Origin of the sequence: Pseudomonas fluorescens, from assembly GCF_003732425.1 — a bacterium.
In the GTDB taxonomy this organism is placed as follows: domain Bacteria; phylum Pseudomonadota; class Gammaproteobacteria; order Pseudomonadales; family Pseudomonadaceae; genus Aquipseudomonas; species Aquipseudomonas fluorescens_BE.
Window position 1 is genome coordinate 526,893 of record NZ_MOBX01000013.1, and the last position, 15,848, is coordinate 542,740.

The 15,848-nt window shown below is 62.1% G+C and carries 12 protein-coding genes; all 12 read left to right on the forward strand.

What is annotated here, in order from left to right:
* Nucleotides 1-10: 10 nt before the first annotated feature.
* The 12 genes from treZ (at nucleotide 11) to BK670_RS12840 (ending at nucleotide 15,764) form a co-directional block, all read left to right on the forward strand.
* On the forward strand, nucleotides 11-1,813 hold the full coding sequence (gene treZ, locus BK670_RS12785; RefSeq protein WP_123450073.1) for a malto-oligosyltrehalose trehalohydrolase: 1,803 nt from the start codon (nucleotides 11-13) through the stop codon (nucleotides 1,811-1,813).
* Nucleotides 1,810-3,888, forward strand: coding sequence for a 4-alpha-glucanotransferase (gene malQ, locus BK670_RS12790; RefSeq protein ID WP_123450074.1), 2,079 nt, complete (start codon nucleotides 1,810-1,812; stop codon nucleotides 3,886-3,888). Before treZ ends, malQ begins: the two co-directional genes overlap by 4 nt.
* Nucleotides 3,885-6,659: a malto-oligosyltrehalose synthase gene (locus tag BK670_RS12795; protein WP_123450075.1), complete on the forward strand. Its 2,775-nt coding sequence runs from the start codon at nucleotides 3,885-3,887 to the stop codon at nucleotides 6,657-6,659. The genes malQ and BK670_RS12795 overlap by 4 nt, the downstream gene beginning before the upstream one ends.
* A 21-nt stretch (nucleotides 6,660-6,680) precedes the next feature.
* Nucleotides 6,681-6,995 (forward strand): DUF2934 domain-containing protein, encoded by a 315-nt coding sequence (locus BK670_RS12800; protein WP_123450076.1) that lies wholly within the window; start codon nucleotides 6,681-6,683, stop codon nucleotides 6,993-6,995.
* A gap of 227 nt (nucleotides 6,996-7,222) precedes the next feature.
* Nucleotides 7,223-9,382 carry a glycogen debranching protein GlgX gene (gene glgX, locus BK670_RS12805; protein WP_123450077.1) on the forward strand — a complete coding sequence of 720 codons (2,160 nt, stop codon included), beginning with the start codon at nucleotides 7,223-7,225 and terminating at the stop codon, nucleotides 9,380-9,382.
* Between the two features lies 1 nt (nucleotide 9,383).
* Entirely contained in the window at nucleotides 9,384-10,382 is a 999-nt protein-coding gene (locus BK670_RS12810; protein ID WP_123450078.1) for an acyl-CoA dehydrogenase family protein, read from the forward strand.
* Nucleotides 10,379-11,137 carry a PIG-L deacetylase family protein gene (locus BK670_RS12815; protein ID WP_123450079.1) on the forward strand — a complete coding sequence of 253 codons (759 nt, stop codon included), beginning with the start codon at nucleotides 10,379-10,381 and terminating at the stop codon, nucleotides 11,135-11,137. Before BK670_RS12810 ends, BK670_RS12815 begins: the two co-directional genes overlap by 4 nt.
* Nucleotides 11,134-11,733 carry an SAM-dependent methyltransferase gene (locus tag BK670_RS12820; RefSeq protein WP_123450080.1) on the forward strand — a complete coding sequence of 200 codons (600 nt, stop codon included), beginning with the start codon at nucleotides 11,134-11,136 and terminating at the stop codon, nucleotides 11,731-11,733. Before BK670_RS12815 ends, BK670_RS12820 begins: the two co-directional genes overlap by 4 nt.
* Nucleotides 11,730-12,416 (forward strand): glycosyltransferase family 2 protein, encoded by a 687-nt coding sequence (locus BK670_RS12825; RefSeq protein WP_123450081.1) that lies wholly within the window; start codon nucleotides 11,730-11,732, stop codon nucleotides 12,414-12,416. Before BK670_RS12820 ends, BK670_RS12825 begins: the two co-directional genes overlap by 4 nt.
* A gap of 156 nt (nucleotides 12,417-12,572) precedes the next feature.
* Complete coding sequence (locus BK670_RS12830; RefSeq protein ID WP_123450082.1) at nucleotides 12,573-13,331, forward strand: PIG-L deacetylase family protein; 759 nt, start codon at nucleotides 12,573-12,575, stop codon at nucleotides 13,329-13,331.
* A gap of 194 nt (nucleotides 13,332-13,525) precedes the next feature.
* Entirely contained in the window at nucleotides 13,526-14,308 is a 783-nt protein-coding gene (locus tag BK670_RS12835) for an endonuclease/exonuclease/phosphatase family protein (RefSeq protein ID WP_123450083.1), read from the forward strand.
* A gap of 388 nt (nucleotides 14,309-14,696) precedes the next feature.
* Complete coding sequence (locus BK670_RS12840) at nucleotides 14,697-15,764, forward strand: autotransporter outer membrane beta-barrel domain-containing protein (protein ID WP_123450084.1); 1,068 nt, start codon at nucleotides 14,697-14,699, stop codon at nucleotides 15,762-15,764.
* Nucleotides 15,765-15,848 lie beyond the last annotated feature (84 nt).

Consider the following 15,848-nt stretch of genomic DNA (forward strand, 5'->3'; position numbering starts at 1 on the left):
GTTCACCACGATGCCGTTACGGTCTACTGAAACCTGGCCCCACGGCGCGATCATGCTGGACGCCGAACACACGCAGTTTGCGCTATGGGCGCCGGATGCGTTTTACGTGAGTGTCGAACTTGAAAACGGCCAGTCGCTGCCGATGCTACCCCAAGCAGACGGCTGGTTTGTGATCAAGGCCCGCTGTCCGGCGGGCACCCGCTACCGCTACAACATCGACGGCGAACTGGAGGTGCCGGACCCGGCCTCCAGAGCGCAGGATGGCGACCTCGACCGCCACAGCGTGGTGGTTGATCCGCTGGCCTATCAATGGCGACATACTGGCTGGCACGGTCGGCCATGGAGCGAAGCGGTGATCTACGAGTTGCACGTCGGTGCGCTCGGGGGTTTCGCGGAAGTCGAACAACATCTGGCGCGCCTTGCAGGCTTGGGCGTCACCGCCATCGAACTGATGCCGCTGGCGCAGTTCCCCGGCGAACGCAATTGGGGATACGACGGTGTTTTGCCCTACGCCCCGCAAGCCTCCTACGGCACGCCGGAACAACTCAAACACCTGATCGACAGCGCCCACGGTCACGGTCTGGCGGTGATTCTCGACGTGGTTTACAACCACTTCGGCCCTGACGGCAATTACCTGCATCGTTACGCGAAAGGCTTTTTCCGCGAAGACAAGCACACGCCGTGGGGCGCAGCGATCGATTTCCGTCGCGACGAAGTGCGGGAATTTTTCATCGAAAACGCGCTGATGTGGTTGCTCGAATACCGCTTCGACGGTCTGCGCCTCGACGCCGTGCATGCCATCGAAGACCCGGATTTCCTCACGGAAATGGCTCAACGCATCCGCTCGCAGATCGACCCGAGTCGTCATGTCTGGCTGACCGTGGAAAACGAACTCAACCAGTCGAGCCTGCTGGAATACGACTACGACGCGCAGTGGAACGACGACGGCCATAACGCCCTGCACGTCCTGCTCACCGGCGAAACCGACGCCTATTACGCCGACTACGCCGCCCAGCCCACCGAACAATTGGTGCGCTGCCTCAGTCAGGGTTTTGTTTTCCAGGGGCACATCACCCGCCACGGCGAACCCCGCGGCGAGCCCAGCGAACACCTGCCCTCCACGGCGTTCGTGCTGTTCCTGCAAAACCACGATCAGATCGGCAACCGCGCGTTTGGTGAGCGCCTGCATCAGCTGGCCGATCCGCGCGCCGTGCAGGCAGCGACCGTGTTGTTACTGCTGTCGCCGATGATTCCGCTGATGTTCATGGGCGATGAATTCGCCGCCGAGCAGCCATTCCTGTTTTTCACCAGTCACCACGGTGAGCTGGCCAAGTTGGTGCGTGAGGGCCGCCGCAATGAATTCGCCGCGTTCAGTGCCTTCACCGATCCGCACAAACGCGAGCAGATTCCCGACCCGAACGCCGAAAAAACCTTCCACGCCGCACAGCCCAGGTTGATCGGCAATGGCAGCGTGAAACAGCAGGAAACCCTCGCGCTGTATCAGAAGCTGCTGCAATTTCGCCATCAATACATCATTCCCCATCTGTCCGGCACACAAGCGCTCGGCGCCCATATGCTCGGTTATGGCGCGGTCAGTGCGCGCTGGCGCCTGGGCAATGGCAGCGAGCTGCGAATTGACCTGAACCTCAGCGACACGCCAGTGGTCAACCCTCCACAGACCGAGGCCGTGTGGTTGTTTCAACAGCCATCCAGTGTCGATCTATCGGAATCGGGCGAACTGCCCGCGTATTGCGCGCTTGTCAGCCTCACGGCCGCAACCCCTTTGCAACCTCTGGATGGAGAGCGCCTATGAGCGATGCGCAACTGGAAATACTCGCAAGCCGCGCCGGCCTTGCCGTCGACTGGATCGACGCCAACGGCCGCCCGCAAAAAGTCGCTCCGGCGGTGCTGCGCAATGTCCTTATCGGGCTCGGCCACCCCGCCAGCACCGCGCAGGAAATCGATGCCAGCCTGCTGGAACTGCAAGCTGTTCAACAAGACCGCCACTTGCCGCCGCTGCTGACCAGCGATGTCGGCGTCGGCCTCGATCTGGGACGCTACTTCGCCCCGCAAACGCCGTGTGAAATCCACCTTGAAGACGGCTCGCGGCTGAACCTGAAACTCGACTCTGAAGCGATACTGCCGGGGCTGATCCCGGTCGGCTATCAACAGGTGCACATCGGCGATCAATATTTCACCTTGGCCGTGGCCCCGGAGCGCTGCTTCAGCGTTGGCGACGCGGTCGATAACCCGATTCCCCGCGTATGGGGCCTGAGTGCGCAGCTGTATTCCCTGCGCCGCCCCGGCGACGGCGGTTTCGGCGATACCCAAGCGCTGGAAGATCTGGTCCGCGTGGCCGGTGAACGTGGCGCCGATGCGCTGGCAATCAGCCCGCTGCACGCCATGTTCAGCGCCGATACCGGGCGCTACAGCCCTTATTCGCCGTCCAGTCGGCTGTTTCTCAATCCCCTGTACGCCGCCCCCGGTGCGATTCTCGGTGAACGCGCCTTGCGTGATGCCATCGACGCAACCGGGCTGGCCGAGCAGTTCGCGCAACTGGAAGACCTGACCCTGATCGACTGGCCGAGCGCCGCCGATGCCAAGCAAAAACTCCTGCAAGCCCTGTACGAAGGATTCATCGCCGGTGAGCATCCGCTGCACCCGGACTTCGCCAGTTTCCGCCACGCCGGTGGCGAAGCGTTGGAAAACCACTGCCGTTTCGAAGCGATTCAGGAAATGCGCGACGCCCGTGGCGAAAACCTCGATTGGCGGCAATGGCCGGAACACTGGCACGACCCACGCGGCGCGGCGCTCGAAGCATTCGCCGAGGAATACGCCGAGCGCATCGGCTACTTCGCTTTTTGCCAATGGCTGATCCACCGTTGCCTGGAGCGTGCGCAAACCGCCGCACGCAGTGCCGGCATGGGCATTGGCCTGATCGCCGATCTGGCGGTGGGTGCCGATGGCGCCGGCAGTCAGGCCTGGAGCTTTCAGGATGAACTGCTCGCCTCGCTGACTGTGGGCGCACCGCCGGACATTCTTAATCGTTCAGGCCAGGGCTGGGGCATCTCTGCTTTCTCGCCCGAAGGCTTGATCCGTAATGGTTTCCGCGCCTTTATCGACATGCTGCGCGCCAACTTCGCCCACGCTGGCGGCTTGCGCATCGACCATGTCATGGGCCTGCAACGCTTGTGGGTGATCCCCAACGGCGCGGCGCCGGCCGATGGCGCGTACCTGTATTACCCGGTCGACGACTTGCTGCGCCTGCTGACACTTGAGTCCCACCGCCACCAGGCCATCGTCCTCGGTGAAGACCTCGGTACTGTGCCGGATGGCCTGCGTGAAAAGCTTATCGCCCGCTCCATGCTCGGCATGCGCGTGCTGCTGTTCGAGCAGGACAACACCTTTTTCAAACCGATTCTCGACTGGCCGGACAACGCCTTGGCAACCACCAGCACCCACGATCTGCCGACGCTCAACGGCTGGTGGCATGGCCGCGATATCGACTGGAACGCCCGCTTGGGGTTCGTCGATGCCAACGGTGAAATCGAATGGCGGCATCACCGCCAGCGTGAGCGCGAAGGCTTGCGCAACGCGTTGAGCCAGGACCCGCAAAACTTTCGCGAGGAATCCCACGAGGCCGATCAAGTGGTCGATGCCGCTGTGCGTTTCCTCGGCCACACCCGTGCGCCGTTGGTGCTGTTGCCGCTGGAAGATGCGCTGGGCATCAATGAGCAGTCCAATTTGCCGGGCACCATCGACACCCATCCGAACTGGTCACGGCGCTTGCCCGGCACCGGTGAAGCGCTGCTCGATGGCGCGGATGCGGCGCGCCGTCTGGAATTGCTCGCGTGCGCGCGCCTGCAGGCTGCCGAGCGTGACCAATGAATCAGGCGCTCATCCAACCGCTGCGCGCGACACTGCGCCTACAATTTCATAAAGGCTTCACCCTCGAACAGGCCGTGCCATTGGTGCCGTACTTCGCCCGGCTCGGCATCAGCCACGTCTACGCCTCGCCGTTGCTCGCGGCGCGGGCCGGTTCCATGCACGGCTACGATGTGGTCGACCCGACCCAAGTCAACCCGGAACTCGGCGGCGAGCCGGCGTTGCGACGTCTGGTCAGCACCCTGCGCGAACACAACATGGGCCTGATCCTCGACATCGTCTCCAACCACATGGCGGTCGGTGGCAGCGATAACCCTTGGTGGCTTGACCTGCTGGAATGGGGGCGACTGAGCCCTTACGGCGAGTTCTTCGACATTCAGTGGCACTCGCCGGATCCGCTGATGGAAGGCCAATTGCTGCTGCCGTTCCTCGGCAGCGATTACGGCGTGGCCTTGCAGGAAGGCACGCTGAAACTGCATTTCAACGCGCAGACCGGCAGTTTCCATGTCGAGCACTACGACCATCACTTCCCGATCTGCCCGAATGATTACCCTGAGTTGCTGAAATCCGCGGAGGCGCTGAAGCCTTTGGCTGATCGCTTTGGCGCCCTCAGCTATCAGACCGATGCCCATTCACTGGCGATGCCGCTGAAAGAGGAATTGCAGCAACAAGCGAGCGATCCACAGATCCTCGAAGCGATCCAGAACAACCTGCAGCACTACGATTCGACCACCGAGGAAGGCTTCCACAAGCTGCATCAGTTGCTCGAGCGGCAGAGCTATCGTCTGGCGAGTTGGCGCACGGCGGCGGACGACATCAACTGGCGGCGCTTTTTCGACATCAACGAACTCGGTGGGCTACGCGTCGAGCGCCCGGCAGTGTTCGAAGCCACCCACGGCAAGATCTTCCAGTTGATTGCCGAAGGGCTGGTCGACGGTTTGCGCATCGACCACATCGACGGCCTCGCCGACCCGCGCGGTTACTGCCGCAAACTGCGGCGCCGGGTTGATCTGCTGGCACCGGGCAGGCATTTGCCGATCTACGTCGAGAAGATCCTCGGCGCTGGCGAAACCCTGCACCGCGACTGGGCGGTGGACGGCACCACCGGTTATGAATTCATGAATCAGCTGTCGCTGCTGCAACACGACCCGGACGGCGAATACGTGCTCGGCGACCTCTGGCAGCGGCGTACCGAACGCCCGGCGGCGTTCATCGAGGAAGCGCAACTGGCCCGTCAGCAGATCCTCAACGGCTCGCTGGCCAGTGATTGCGAAAGCGTCGCTCAGGCCCTGCTGCAAGTCGCCCGCGATGACCTGATGACCCGCGACCTGACCCTCGGCGCGATCCGCCGGGTGTTGCAGGCGCTGATCGTGCACTTCCCGGTCTATCGCACGTATATAAGCGCGACGGGCCGCTCCGAGCAGGACGAGAAATTCTTCCAGCACGCCATGGACGGTGCCCGGCAGACACTCGGCGAAGGCGACTGGCCGGTGCTCGACTGCGTCGCCGCCTGGCTTGGCGGCACGCCGTGGCGGCGCAAACCGCGCGGGCGTTCGCGGAAGATTCTCAAGCATGCCTGCGTGCGCTTTCAGCAGCTGACCTCACCGGCAGCGGCGAAAGCCGTGGAAGACACTGCGCTGTATCGCTCGGCCGTGCTGCTGTCGCGCAACGACGTCGGTTACAACACCGAGCAGTTCAGCGCCCCGCTCAGCGATTTTCATGCGGTCAATCAACAACGGCTGAGGGAATTCCCCGACAACTTGCTGGCCACCGCGACCCACGATCACAAGCGCGGCGAAGACACCCGCGCCCGTCTGGCCGTGCTCAGTGAGCGCAGCCATTGGTACGCGGAGCAGATCGAGTTGTGGCGCGCCCTTGCCCGCCCGGTGCGGGTTGACGATCAGATGCCGTCGAGTGGCGATGAGCTGATTCTCTATCAAGCGTTACTGGGCAGTTGGCCGATGCAATTGCGTGACGACGATCAGGCGGGTTTCGCCGACTACGCCAAGCGCATCTGGCAATGGCAACAGAAAGCACTGCGTGAAGCCAAACTGCAAAGCAGTTGGAGCGCGCCGAGCGAACCCTATGAAAATGCCGCGCAAGCGTTCACCGAAAAGCTCCTCACCGGTGAGGAAGGCGAGCTGCTGCGCGCCGCGCTGAGCAAGACCGTCAACAGCATCGCTGCGGCCGGCGCGCTCAATGGTTTGGCGCAAACCTTGCTGCGCATGACCGTGCCGGGGGTGCCGGATCTGTATCAGGGTAATGAGTTCTGGGACTTCAGCCTGGTCGATCCGGACAATCGCCGGCCGGTGGATTACCGCGCTCGTGAGCAGGCCTTGCAGGAGCCATTGCCTCCTCAGGACTTGTTGGCGAACTGGCGTGACGGGCGCATCAAGCAAGCCTTGATCGCCGAAGTGCTGAACCTGCGCGTCGAGCATGCCGAACTGTTCCGCCGGGGTAGCTACCAGGCCCTGGAAGTACTCGGCAGTCAGGCGCACAACGTGCTCGCGTTTGCCCGTGAGCACGAGGGCAAGCAGGCCATCGTGATCGTGCCGGTCCGTTGCGCCACCCTGCTGGAAAACGGTGCTGTACCTCAGGTCGATGCGCTGCGCTGGGGCGATACGCGGGTGGTTCTACCGTTCGCCGCCTCTGAGATAAACCTGAAGGGACTTTTTTCAAGCCGCGCAGTCACAAAAAACAGGGAGCTGAATATCAGCGACGCGCTGGGGGATGTCCCGGTCAATCTCTTTATCCAACACTTAACACAAGCATGAGTTCAGTTCAGGAGCATTGCGATGAGTACCGACGATAAACGCATCCGCGAATTCGCCTATCAAATCTGGGAATCGGAAGGTCAGCCTGATGGTCAGGAAGCGCGCCACTGGGAGATGGCGCGCAAGCTTGCTGAAGCTGAAGCCCTGGCACCGAAGAAACCGCCAAAAGCCGCCGGCAGCAAACCGGCAGGCAAAACGGCCGAGGCCAAGGCCCCGGCCGCCAAGCCGAAACCACCGGCCAAAGCCAAACCGGCCAGCGCTGCAAAAGTGATTCCCCCGGGTGAAAAGCCCGCCGAGAAAAAGCCTCGGGCGCCGAAGAAGCCTTCGCCGATCTGACGCTCTAACCGGATTATTGAACTGAATGACTGTGTGGCGGGTTCGCTCGCCACCGAGGACGCGTTCGTCCTCAAGAAACCCACAAACCCTGTGGGAGCGAGCCTGCTCGCGAAAGCGGTAAGTCCGCTAACAGAGATGTCGGATGTGCCGACGCCTTCGCGAGCAGGCTCGCTCCCACAGGGTGAACAGTGTCAACCGAATCATCCCGTTTTTTTGCAGGAGCAATCATGTCCCGTCCAACGAAAGCCGAACCCACCGCGCACGCCGAGCCGTCGAGAATCCGTGAAGGCCTGCCCTTCCCGCTTGGCGCGACCTGGGATGGCCTGGGGGTGAACTTTGCCCTGTTCTCCGCCAACGCCACCAAGGTCGAACTGTGCATCTTCGACGATGCCGGCGAAGTCGAACTCGAACGCATCGAACTGCCGGAATACACCGATGAGATCTACCATGGCTACCTGCCCGACGCGCACCCGGGGCTGATCTACGGTTACCGCGTTTACGGCCCGTACGACCCGGCCAACGGTCACCGCTTCAACCACAACAAATTGCTCATCGACCCGTACGCCAAGCAATTGGTCGGCCAACTGAAATGGTCGGAAGCGCTGTTCGGCTACACCATCGGCCACCCTGACGCTGACCTCAGTTTCGACGAGCGCGACAGCGCGCCGTTTGTGCCCAAGTGCAAAGTCATCGACCCGGCGCACACCTGGGGCAATGACCACCGTGTCAGCGTACCGTGGGACAAGACCATCATTTATGAAACCCACGTGCGCGGCATCAGCATGCGTCATCCTTCGGTGCCGGAGAACGTACGCGGCACCTTTGCCGGGCTGATGGTCGACGATGTCCTCGAACACATCCGCAAGCTCGGTGTGTCCACCGTCGAGTTGCTGCCGATCCATGCCTTCGTCAACGACCAGCATCTGCTGCACAAAGGCATGACCAACTACTGGGGTTACAACAGCATCGCGTTTTTCGCCCCGGACCCGCGCTATCTCGCCAGCGGCAAGATTGCTGAATTCAAGGAGATGGTCGCGCACCTGCACGAAGCCAACCTCGAAGTGATCCTCGACGTGGTCTACAACCACACCGCCGAGGGCAACGAGCAAGGCCCGACCCTGTCGATGCGCGGCATCGACAACGCCTCGTATTACCGCTTGATGCCCGACGACAAGCGCTACTACATCAACGATTCCGGCACCGGCAACACCCTCGACCTGAGCCACCCGTGCGTGCTGCAAATGGTCACCGACTCGTTGCGCTACTGGGCCAGCGAGATGCATGTCGACGGTTTCCGTTTCGACCTGGCGACCATTCTCGGTCGCTATCACGACGGTTTCGACGAGCGTCACAGCTTCCTTGTCGCCTGCCGCCAGGACCCGGTGCTGCGTCAGGTGAAAATGATCGCTGAACCGTGGGACTGCGGCCCCGGCGGCTATCAGGTGGGCAACTTCCCGCCGGGTTGGGTCGAGTGGAACGACAAGTTTCGCGACACCGTGCGCGCGTTCTGGAAAGGCGACGACGGCCAGGTTGCCGATTTCGCCAGCCGCATGACTGCGTCCGGCGAAATGTTCAACCAGCGCGGGCGGCGCCCGTACTCCTCGGTTAACTTCATCACCGCCCACGACGGTTTCACCCTCAACGATCTGGTGTCGTACAACGACAAGCACAACGAAGCCAACGACGAGAACAATCAGGACGGCAGTAACAACAACCTGTCATGGAACCACGGCGTCGAAGGCCCGACCGACGATCCCGAAATCAACGCCCTGCGTCATCGGCAGATGCGCAATTTCTTCGCCACCCTGCTGCTCGCTCAAGGCACGCCGATGATCGTCGCTGGTGATGAATTCGCCCGCACCCAGGACGGCAACAACAACGCCTATTGCCAGGACAGCGAGATCGGTTGGGTCAACTGGGACCTGAGCGAGGACGGCAAGGCGTTGCTGAAATTCGTCAAACGCCTGATCAAGCTGCGCCTGGCTTACCCGATCCTGCGTCGCGGTCGTTTCCTGGTTGGCGAGTACAACGAGGACATCGGCGTCAAGGACGTCACCTGGCTGGCACCCGACGCCACCGAGATGACCACCGAGCATTGGCACGATGCGCACAACCGCTGCCTGGGCATGTTGCTCGACGGCCGCGCGCAGGAAACCGGGATTCGCCGCAAAGGTGCGGATGCGACGCTGCTGCTGGTGGTCAACGCCCATCACGACATCGTCAATTTCACCTTGCCGGAAGTACCGGAAGGCAGTTTCTGGACCTGCATGATCGACACCAATCAGCCGTCGATCCGCGGTCAGGAGCGCTTCGATTTCGGCCACGAATACTCGGTCACCGGACGCTCGCTGCTGCTGTTCGAACTGCAACGTGAAGAAGAAGACTGATATGGATCTGCACCGTTATCTGACCCGGCGTCCAGCGGATTATCCGCACACCGTAGCCCTCGGCGATTGCCTGCGGGCGCTGGTCGAGGCCGGGCTGGATCGGTTGCCGTTGCCGGGCAGCGGCCACACGCTGGAACGCTTTCAGCGGCTGGCCGAGGTCGGCGGGCATGACCTGGGTTTGTGCAAATTGTTCGAAGGTCATACCGACGCGCTGGCGATCATCGAGCAACTGGGCGGCTCGCCAACCCCGGGCAGCACTTGGGGCATGTGGGCAGCGGAGCCTCCGCAAGCACGGGTCAACGTCACCCCGGCCGGGCACATGGTCGCGCTGCAGGGTCGCAAAGCGTGGTGCTCCGGGGCCGCTGTGCTCAGCCATGCCTTGCTCACCGCGTGGGATGCTGATGATCAGCAACAACTGGTCGCCGTCGCCCTCGACCAACCGGGCGTGACCGTCACCGAGCAAGGCTGGCAAGCGGTGGGCATGGCTGCCACTGGCAGCGTCGAGGTGTTGTTCGACGGCGCCGAAGCACAAGCCATCGGCAACCCCGGCGACTACTTGCAACGCCCGGGTTTCTGGCAGGGCGGGATCGGTATTGCCGCGTGCTGGTACGGCGCCGCGCGGCAAATCGCCGACGCGTTGCGCAACCAGTGTGAGCAACGCCCGGAACCGCACGCCCTCGCCCATCTCGGCGCGGTCGACAGCGCCTTGCAGGCAGCGGCGGATGTGTTGCGTTTCAGCGCCTTGCACATCGATGCCCATCCTGAGGACAACGCCGAATTGCTCGCCCGTCGTGCCCGTGCGGTGGTCGAGCAGTCTGCCGAGCAGGTGATGCGTGAGGCTGGTCGCGCCCTCGGCGCCGGGCCGTTTTGCAAGGACCGCCACTTTGCCCGGCTCAGCGCTGATCTGCCGGTATTCCTGCGCCAGAGCCATGCCGAACGGGATCTGGCGGCGCTCGGGCAATTGGTCGCCGGACACTCAGCGGAGGCATGGGCCTTATGAAAACCAATCCGATTGTCGGCCAGGGCACGAGCCTGCATCAGTGGCAGGCTTCGCGGCATCTGGCGGAACTGGACAGCATCGATATTCTCAGCGTGGTGCCACCGGGCGCGCGGGCGGTGATTGTCGCGCCGCACCCGGACGACGAAGTGCTCGGTTGTGGCGGCTTGCTGCAATTGCTCGCCGAGGCCGGCCGGCCTTTGCAACTGATTTCGGTCACCGACGGCAGCGCCAGTCATCCGGGTTCCAGTCGTTGGCCGGTGGAACGTCTGAGCGTGGTGCGCCCGCAGGAGTCGGCCGAAGCGCTGCGCCGCCTCGGTTTGCCGATGCATCGGGTGAAGTGGCTGCGCGGCGGCTTCACTGACACTCAGGTCGCGGCTCAGGAAGCTGAGCTGGTGGATTTCCTCGAACGTCATCTGCGTCCCGATGATGTGCTCTTTACCACCTGGAGCGAGGACGGTCATTGCGACCACGAGGCCGTCGGCCGCGCCAGTGCCGAGGCTGCCCGTCGCGTCGGTGCGACGTGCCATGAACTGCCGGTGTGGACCTGGCACTGGGCAACCCCGGAAGACGCCTTCGTCCCGTGGCAACGAGCGCGCAAGATTCTTCTGACGCCGGCGCAAGTCGCACGCAAGCGCCACGCGGTGCACGCGTTCGCCAGTCAACTGGAGGGCGATCCTGACGCGGGACTTGGTCCGGTGCTCGCGCCGTATGTGCTCGATCGCCTCCTGCAGCCTTTCGAAGTGGTGTTTCTATGAGTGTCGAGGATCGCTACTTCGATGGCCTGTTTGCTGGCAACGATGACCCGTGGGCGTTCCGCGAGCGTTGGTACGAGCAGCGCAAACGCGCGATCACCCTCGCCGCCCTGCCACGTCCGCACTACCGGGCGATCTTCGAACCGGGTTGCGCCAACGGCGAGTTGAGCGCCGAACTGGCCGCTCGTTGCGACCGCTTGTTGTGCTGTGACACGGCCAGTGCGGCAGTGACTCTGGCGCGCACTCGATTGAGCCTGTTCGATCACGCCGAAGTGCGGCAAAACCGTCTTCCCGGCGACTGGCCGGAGGAAAAATTCGACCTGATCGTATTTAGCGAGATCGGCTACTACCTGGATAGCAAGGATCTGACAGAAGTGATCCGTCGGGCCAGTGATTGCCTGACTGCCGACGGCCAATTCCTGGCCTGTCACTGGCGTCCGCCCATCGACCGCTGTCCGCTGAATGCGCGGCAGGTTCACGACCTGATTCACGAAAAACTGCATCTGCCACGGCTGGTTCTGCATCAGGAAGCGGACTTCATCCTTGAGGTGTGGAGCCGCGAACCGCGCTCCGTGGCGGCACTGGAGGGCTTGCGATGATCGGCATTCTGATCCCGGCACACAACGAGGAAGACTTGCTCGACGATTGCCTGAGCGCGGCCATGCGCGCCAGCCGCCACGGTTTGCTGGCCGGCGAAAAGGTTGAAGTATTGGTGGTGCTCGACAGCTGCACCGACCGCTCGGCGCAGATTGTCAGTCGCTATCCGGTGCTGAGCCTGCACGTCGACGCGCGCAACGTCGGTCAGGCCAGGGCAGCCGGCGCACAGCTGTTGCTGGAACGCGGAGCGCGCTGGATCTCCTGTTCGGACGCCGACAGTCGCGTGGCCGACGACTGGCTGGTGGCGCAACTGGGGTTGGGCGCGGACGCGGTATGCGGTACCGTCACGGTCGAACGCTGGCACGAGTCGTTCGATGAAGCGGCGCAAATCCACTATCACCGGCATTACCGTGCCTGCGATGGCCACCGGCATATCCACGGCGCCAATCTGGGCATCAGCGCCGACGCCTATCGCTGGGCCGGAGGCTTTAAACCGCTGGCCTGCGACGAAGATGTGCAATTGGTGCGGGAGCTGGAACTGGATGGCGCCAACATCGCCTGGAGCCATCGCCCGCAAGTGCTCACCAGCGCGCGGTTCGACAGCCGTGCGCGCGGTGGCTTTGGTGACTATCTGCGAAATCTGGCACAGATGGAGCAAAAAAAAGCGGATCAGATTGATCTGTGACGCGACGAACTTCGCTTCATGAGCAATACTCTGCTGCGCGGCAATCCAGGGTTCGGAGCGTCGCGGGGCAATCAACCAGCCTTCACGGGTCGCTGGTGTCTGGCAATCACCGCCAAATGCACGACTGAGGGCGAAACAACACAAGGACGTCACACCATGAAACCGTTATCACTCAGTGACAACAGTCTGCCGGCGCAAATCTGGAATAGCGCTGCGCAACTGGACAACATTCCCGTCATCAATACCTTGAGCCTGGTCCCCGCCGGCGCCCGCGCCGTGATCATCGCACCGCATCCGGGCGATGAAGTGGTCACCTGTGGTGGCCTGCTGCAATTGCTCTCCAGTCTCGGTCATCCGCTGCAGTTGCTCTCGATCACCGATGGCAGCGCCAGCCATCCAGGTTCGCGGCAGTGGTCGGAAAAACGCCTGAGCGTGTTCCGCCCGCAGGAAAGCGTCGAAGCCCTGCGCCGTCTCGGCCTGCCGATGCACAGCCTGAAATGGGTGCGCGGTGGCTTCACGGACAGCGCCCTGTGCGATCAGCAGGACCAGGTAACCGAATTCATCAGCCGCTACCTGCGCCCCGGTGACGTGGTGTTCAGCACCTGGCGCGGCGATGGCAACGACGACCATGAAGCGGTAGGTCGGGCCAGTGCCCAGGCGGCGGAACAAGCCGGGGCAACCTTCCACGACGTACCGGTCTGGGCCTGGCACTGGCCCGAGCGCGACCAGCAGCTGATCCCTTGGGAACGTGCGCGCAAACTGCGCCTCGACACCTGGACCGTCGCGCGCAAGAGCCACGCTACCCATGCATACGCCAGCCAGCTCAAGGGCGAGCCGGCGATTGGGATTGCACCGATGCTGCCGCCAGTGCTTCTCGAAAGAATGCGCCTGCCCTATGAAATCGTGTTTGTCTGACGCCGTTTAGGGTGGGAGCGAGCCTGCTCGCGAAAGCGGTGGTTCTAGCAACTGATGTATTGGATTTGCCGACGCCTTCGCGAGCAGGCTCGCTCCCACAGGAATTGGGTTGTCATCACCAATGATTTGCAAGGAACTGCCACCCCTCCCCATCAGTCGCATGAATAAGCGGCCCGCAATCCAGAGGAGTGAACGTGTCCAGCGATCCCAAGCGTCATGTTGTCGACGCGCCCGTCATTCATCGTCTCAGGGTGTTGACGGTCAACACTCACAAAGGCTTCACCGCGCTCAATCGGCGATTCATCCTGCCGGAGTTGCGCGAAGCAGTGCGCAGCACCGCGGCTGACCTGGTGTTTCTGCAAGAAGTGGTGGGTGAACACGAACGGCATTCGAACCGCTACAACGAATGGCCACAAACCTCGCAATACGAATTTCTCGCCGACAGCATGTGGAGTGATTTTGCCTACGGGCGCAACGCCGTTTACCCTGACGGCCATCACGGCAATGCGCTGCTGTCCAAGTACCCGATCCGTGAATACCGCAACCTCGATGTGTCGATCACCGGCCCCGAACGTCGTGGCCTGTTGCACTGCGTACTCGATGTGCCGGGGCACGCCGAAGTCCATGCGATCTGCGTGCACCTCAGTCTGTTGGAAAGCCATCGGCAATTGCAGTTGCAGTTGCTCTGTCAGTTGCTTGAATCCCTACCCGACGATGCGCCGGTGATCATCGCCGGCGACTTCAACGACTGGCAACTGCAGGGCAATGCTGCCCTCGCCCGCCGCGATTATCTGCACGAAGCCTTCGAGCGACATCACGGGCGCCCGGCCAAGACTTATCCGGCTCGCTTTCCGTTGCTGCGACTGGACCGGATCTACCTGCGCAACGCCAGCAGTCATGACCCGCAAATCCTCGGCAACAAGCCGTGGACGCATCTGTCCGATCACCTGCCGCTGGCGGTAGAAGTGCATCTGTAGCCGCATTAATGACAGCAATACCCTATGCGGCAGATTCAAACCCCTTGTGCCCTTTCAGTGCCGGAAGACCTTCTGTCGGTAACTGAAACCCTCTAAGCCGGGGCTTTCACTGCGTTTTTCCATGCAAACAAACACTTAGTTATGTGCAGAAAAACAAACGCTTGCAGATCCTGTTTTACTGCTACCGCTCATCGTTCAATTTCTTGACGGGCGGGCACGACTCTTCTTATCTCTACCTTACTACCCCCGGAATCACTACCGGGACGAACCTTCGGACACTCGCGAAATCGAGCGGCCACGGTTCGCCCCGCTCCATTCGGTCGCCCCTCGTTCGGGGTAGGAGAGACGCCACATCGAGATGCCGCATGCGCCTGCAAGGTAGACCTCCATGAAAATTTCCATCACCCCACACGAGATCAAAATCACTTTCTGCACAGTGTCGAGTTCTATCTTGCTGTGCTCATCCATGGAGGCGCAGGCCGGTCCTGCGGCGGATGAAACCACCCCGTGGTATCGCGCGGACGTGCCAATCCTGACGTTACCAACAACGGTCATTACCCCCGGCCCGCAACGACTCAGCCCACGGCCAGACTTGCAAGGCGCCAACCTGATTACCGAAGACCTCGCACCCGGTGCATGGGATCAGCTCTACGGCCGCAGTGCCCGGCAAGCGCAAACCGATGTGCTCTCTTCAGGCTTCGCAACACCCGGCAGCGGCGACTTCAAAGGCCCGGCTGTGCTGACCGTGCAAAGTGGCAGCCACACCCAGACCCTCGGCCTGATCGGCGGGCTTAACCAGATTCAGGCCAATGGCAATGGCGTGCTCACCAGTCGCGCTTTGGCCGACCCGAACAGTGACACCCTCAATTTGCAAGGTCAGAGCCTCGGCGCCTACTACAGCCTCACCGGTGCGCAAGGCTGGCACGTTGACCTGTCGGCCAGCGGTGGCCGGGTCAGCGGTTTCAGTCGTAACGAACAAGGTGCGCGTCAAGCCACCGAAGGCAGCGCGATGACCTTCTCGGTGGAAGGTGGTTTCCCGATTGGCTTGAGCGAGAACTGGGTGGTCGAACCGCAGGCGCAATTGATCAATCAACGCATCAGCCTCGACACACCATACGCCGGCTCGGGCAATGCATCCTCCACCGATCTGACTGCCTGGAGCGGCCGCGTCGGTGCACGTTTGAAAGGCAGTTACGATTTGAATGGCCTGCCGGTCGAACCCTATGTGCGCACCAACCTCTGGCACACCGTTTACACCGGCAACACGGTGACGCTGGATCAGGTCGACAAGATCAGCAGCAGCCGCAAGTCCTCCACCGTTGAGTTGGGCCTGGGACTGGTGGCGCGGGTGACGCCGGCGGTGAGCCTGTATGTCAGTGCCGATTACAGCAGTGATGTCGATGACAATGATTTGAACGGGTTGATTGGCAGCCTTGGGGTGCGGATGCGCTGGTGAGCGATGGGCCGGATTTTGAAGGTGCCTGAACTGGCGCCTTCGCGAGCAGGCTCGCTCCCACAGGGGAAATACATTCCAATGTGG

Bases quoted from the DNA above. Each gene is read 5' to 3' on its own strand.
- treZ (WP_123450073.1), top strand. From the start codon at position 11: ATGCCGTTACGGTCTACTGAAACCTGGCCCCACGGCGCGATCATGCTG.
- malQ (WP_123450074.1), top strand. From the start codon at position 1,810: ATGAGCGATGCGCAACTGGAAATACTCGCAAGCCGCGCCGGCCTTGCC.
- BK670_RS12795 (WP_123450075.1), top strand. From the start codon at position 3,885: ATGAATCAGGCGCTCATCCAACCGCTGCGCGCGACACTGCGCCTACAA.
- BK670_RS12800 (WP_123450076.1), top strand. From the start codon at position 6,681: ATGAGTACCGACGATAAACGCATCCGCGAATTCGCCTATCAAATCTGG.
- glgX (WP_123450077.1), top strand. From the start codon at position 7,223: ATGTCCCGTCCAACGAAAGCCGAACCCACCGCGCACGCCGAGCCGTCG.
- BK670_RS12810 (WP_123450078.1), top strand. From the start codon at position 9,384: ATGGATCTGCACCGTTATCTGACCCGGCGTCCAGCGGATTATCCGCAC.
- BK670_RS12815 (WP_123450079.1), top strand. From the start codon at position 10,379: ATGAAAACCAATCCGATTGTCGGCCAGGGCACGAGCCTGCATCAGTGG.
- BK670_RS12820 (WP_123450080.1), top strand. From the start codon at position 11,134: ATGAGTGTCGAGGATCGCTACTTCGATGGCCTGTTTGCTGGCAACGAT.
- BK670_RS12825 (WP_123450081.1), top strand. From the start codon at position 11,730: ATGATCGGCATTCTGATCCCGGCACACAACGAGGAAGACTTGCTCGAC.
- BK670_RS12830 (WP_123450082.1), top strand. From the start codon at position 12,573: ATGAAACCGTTATCACTCAGTGACAACAGTCTGCCGGCGCAAATCTGG.
- BK670_RS12840 (WP_123450084.1), top strand. From the start codon at position 14,697: ATGAAAATTTCCATCACCCCACACGAGATCAAAATCACTTTCTGCACA.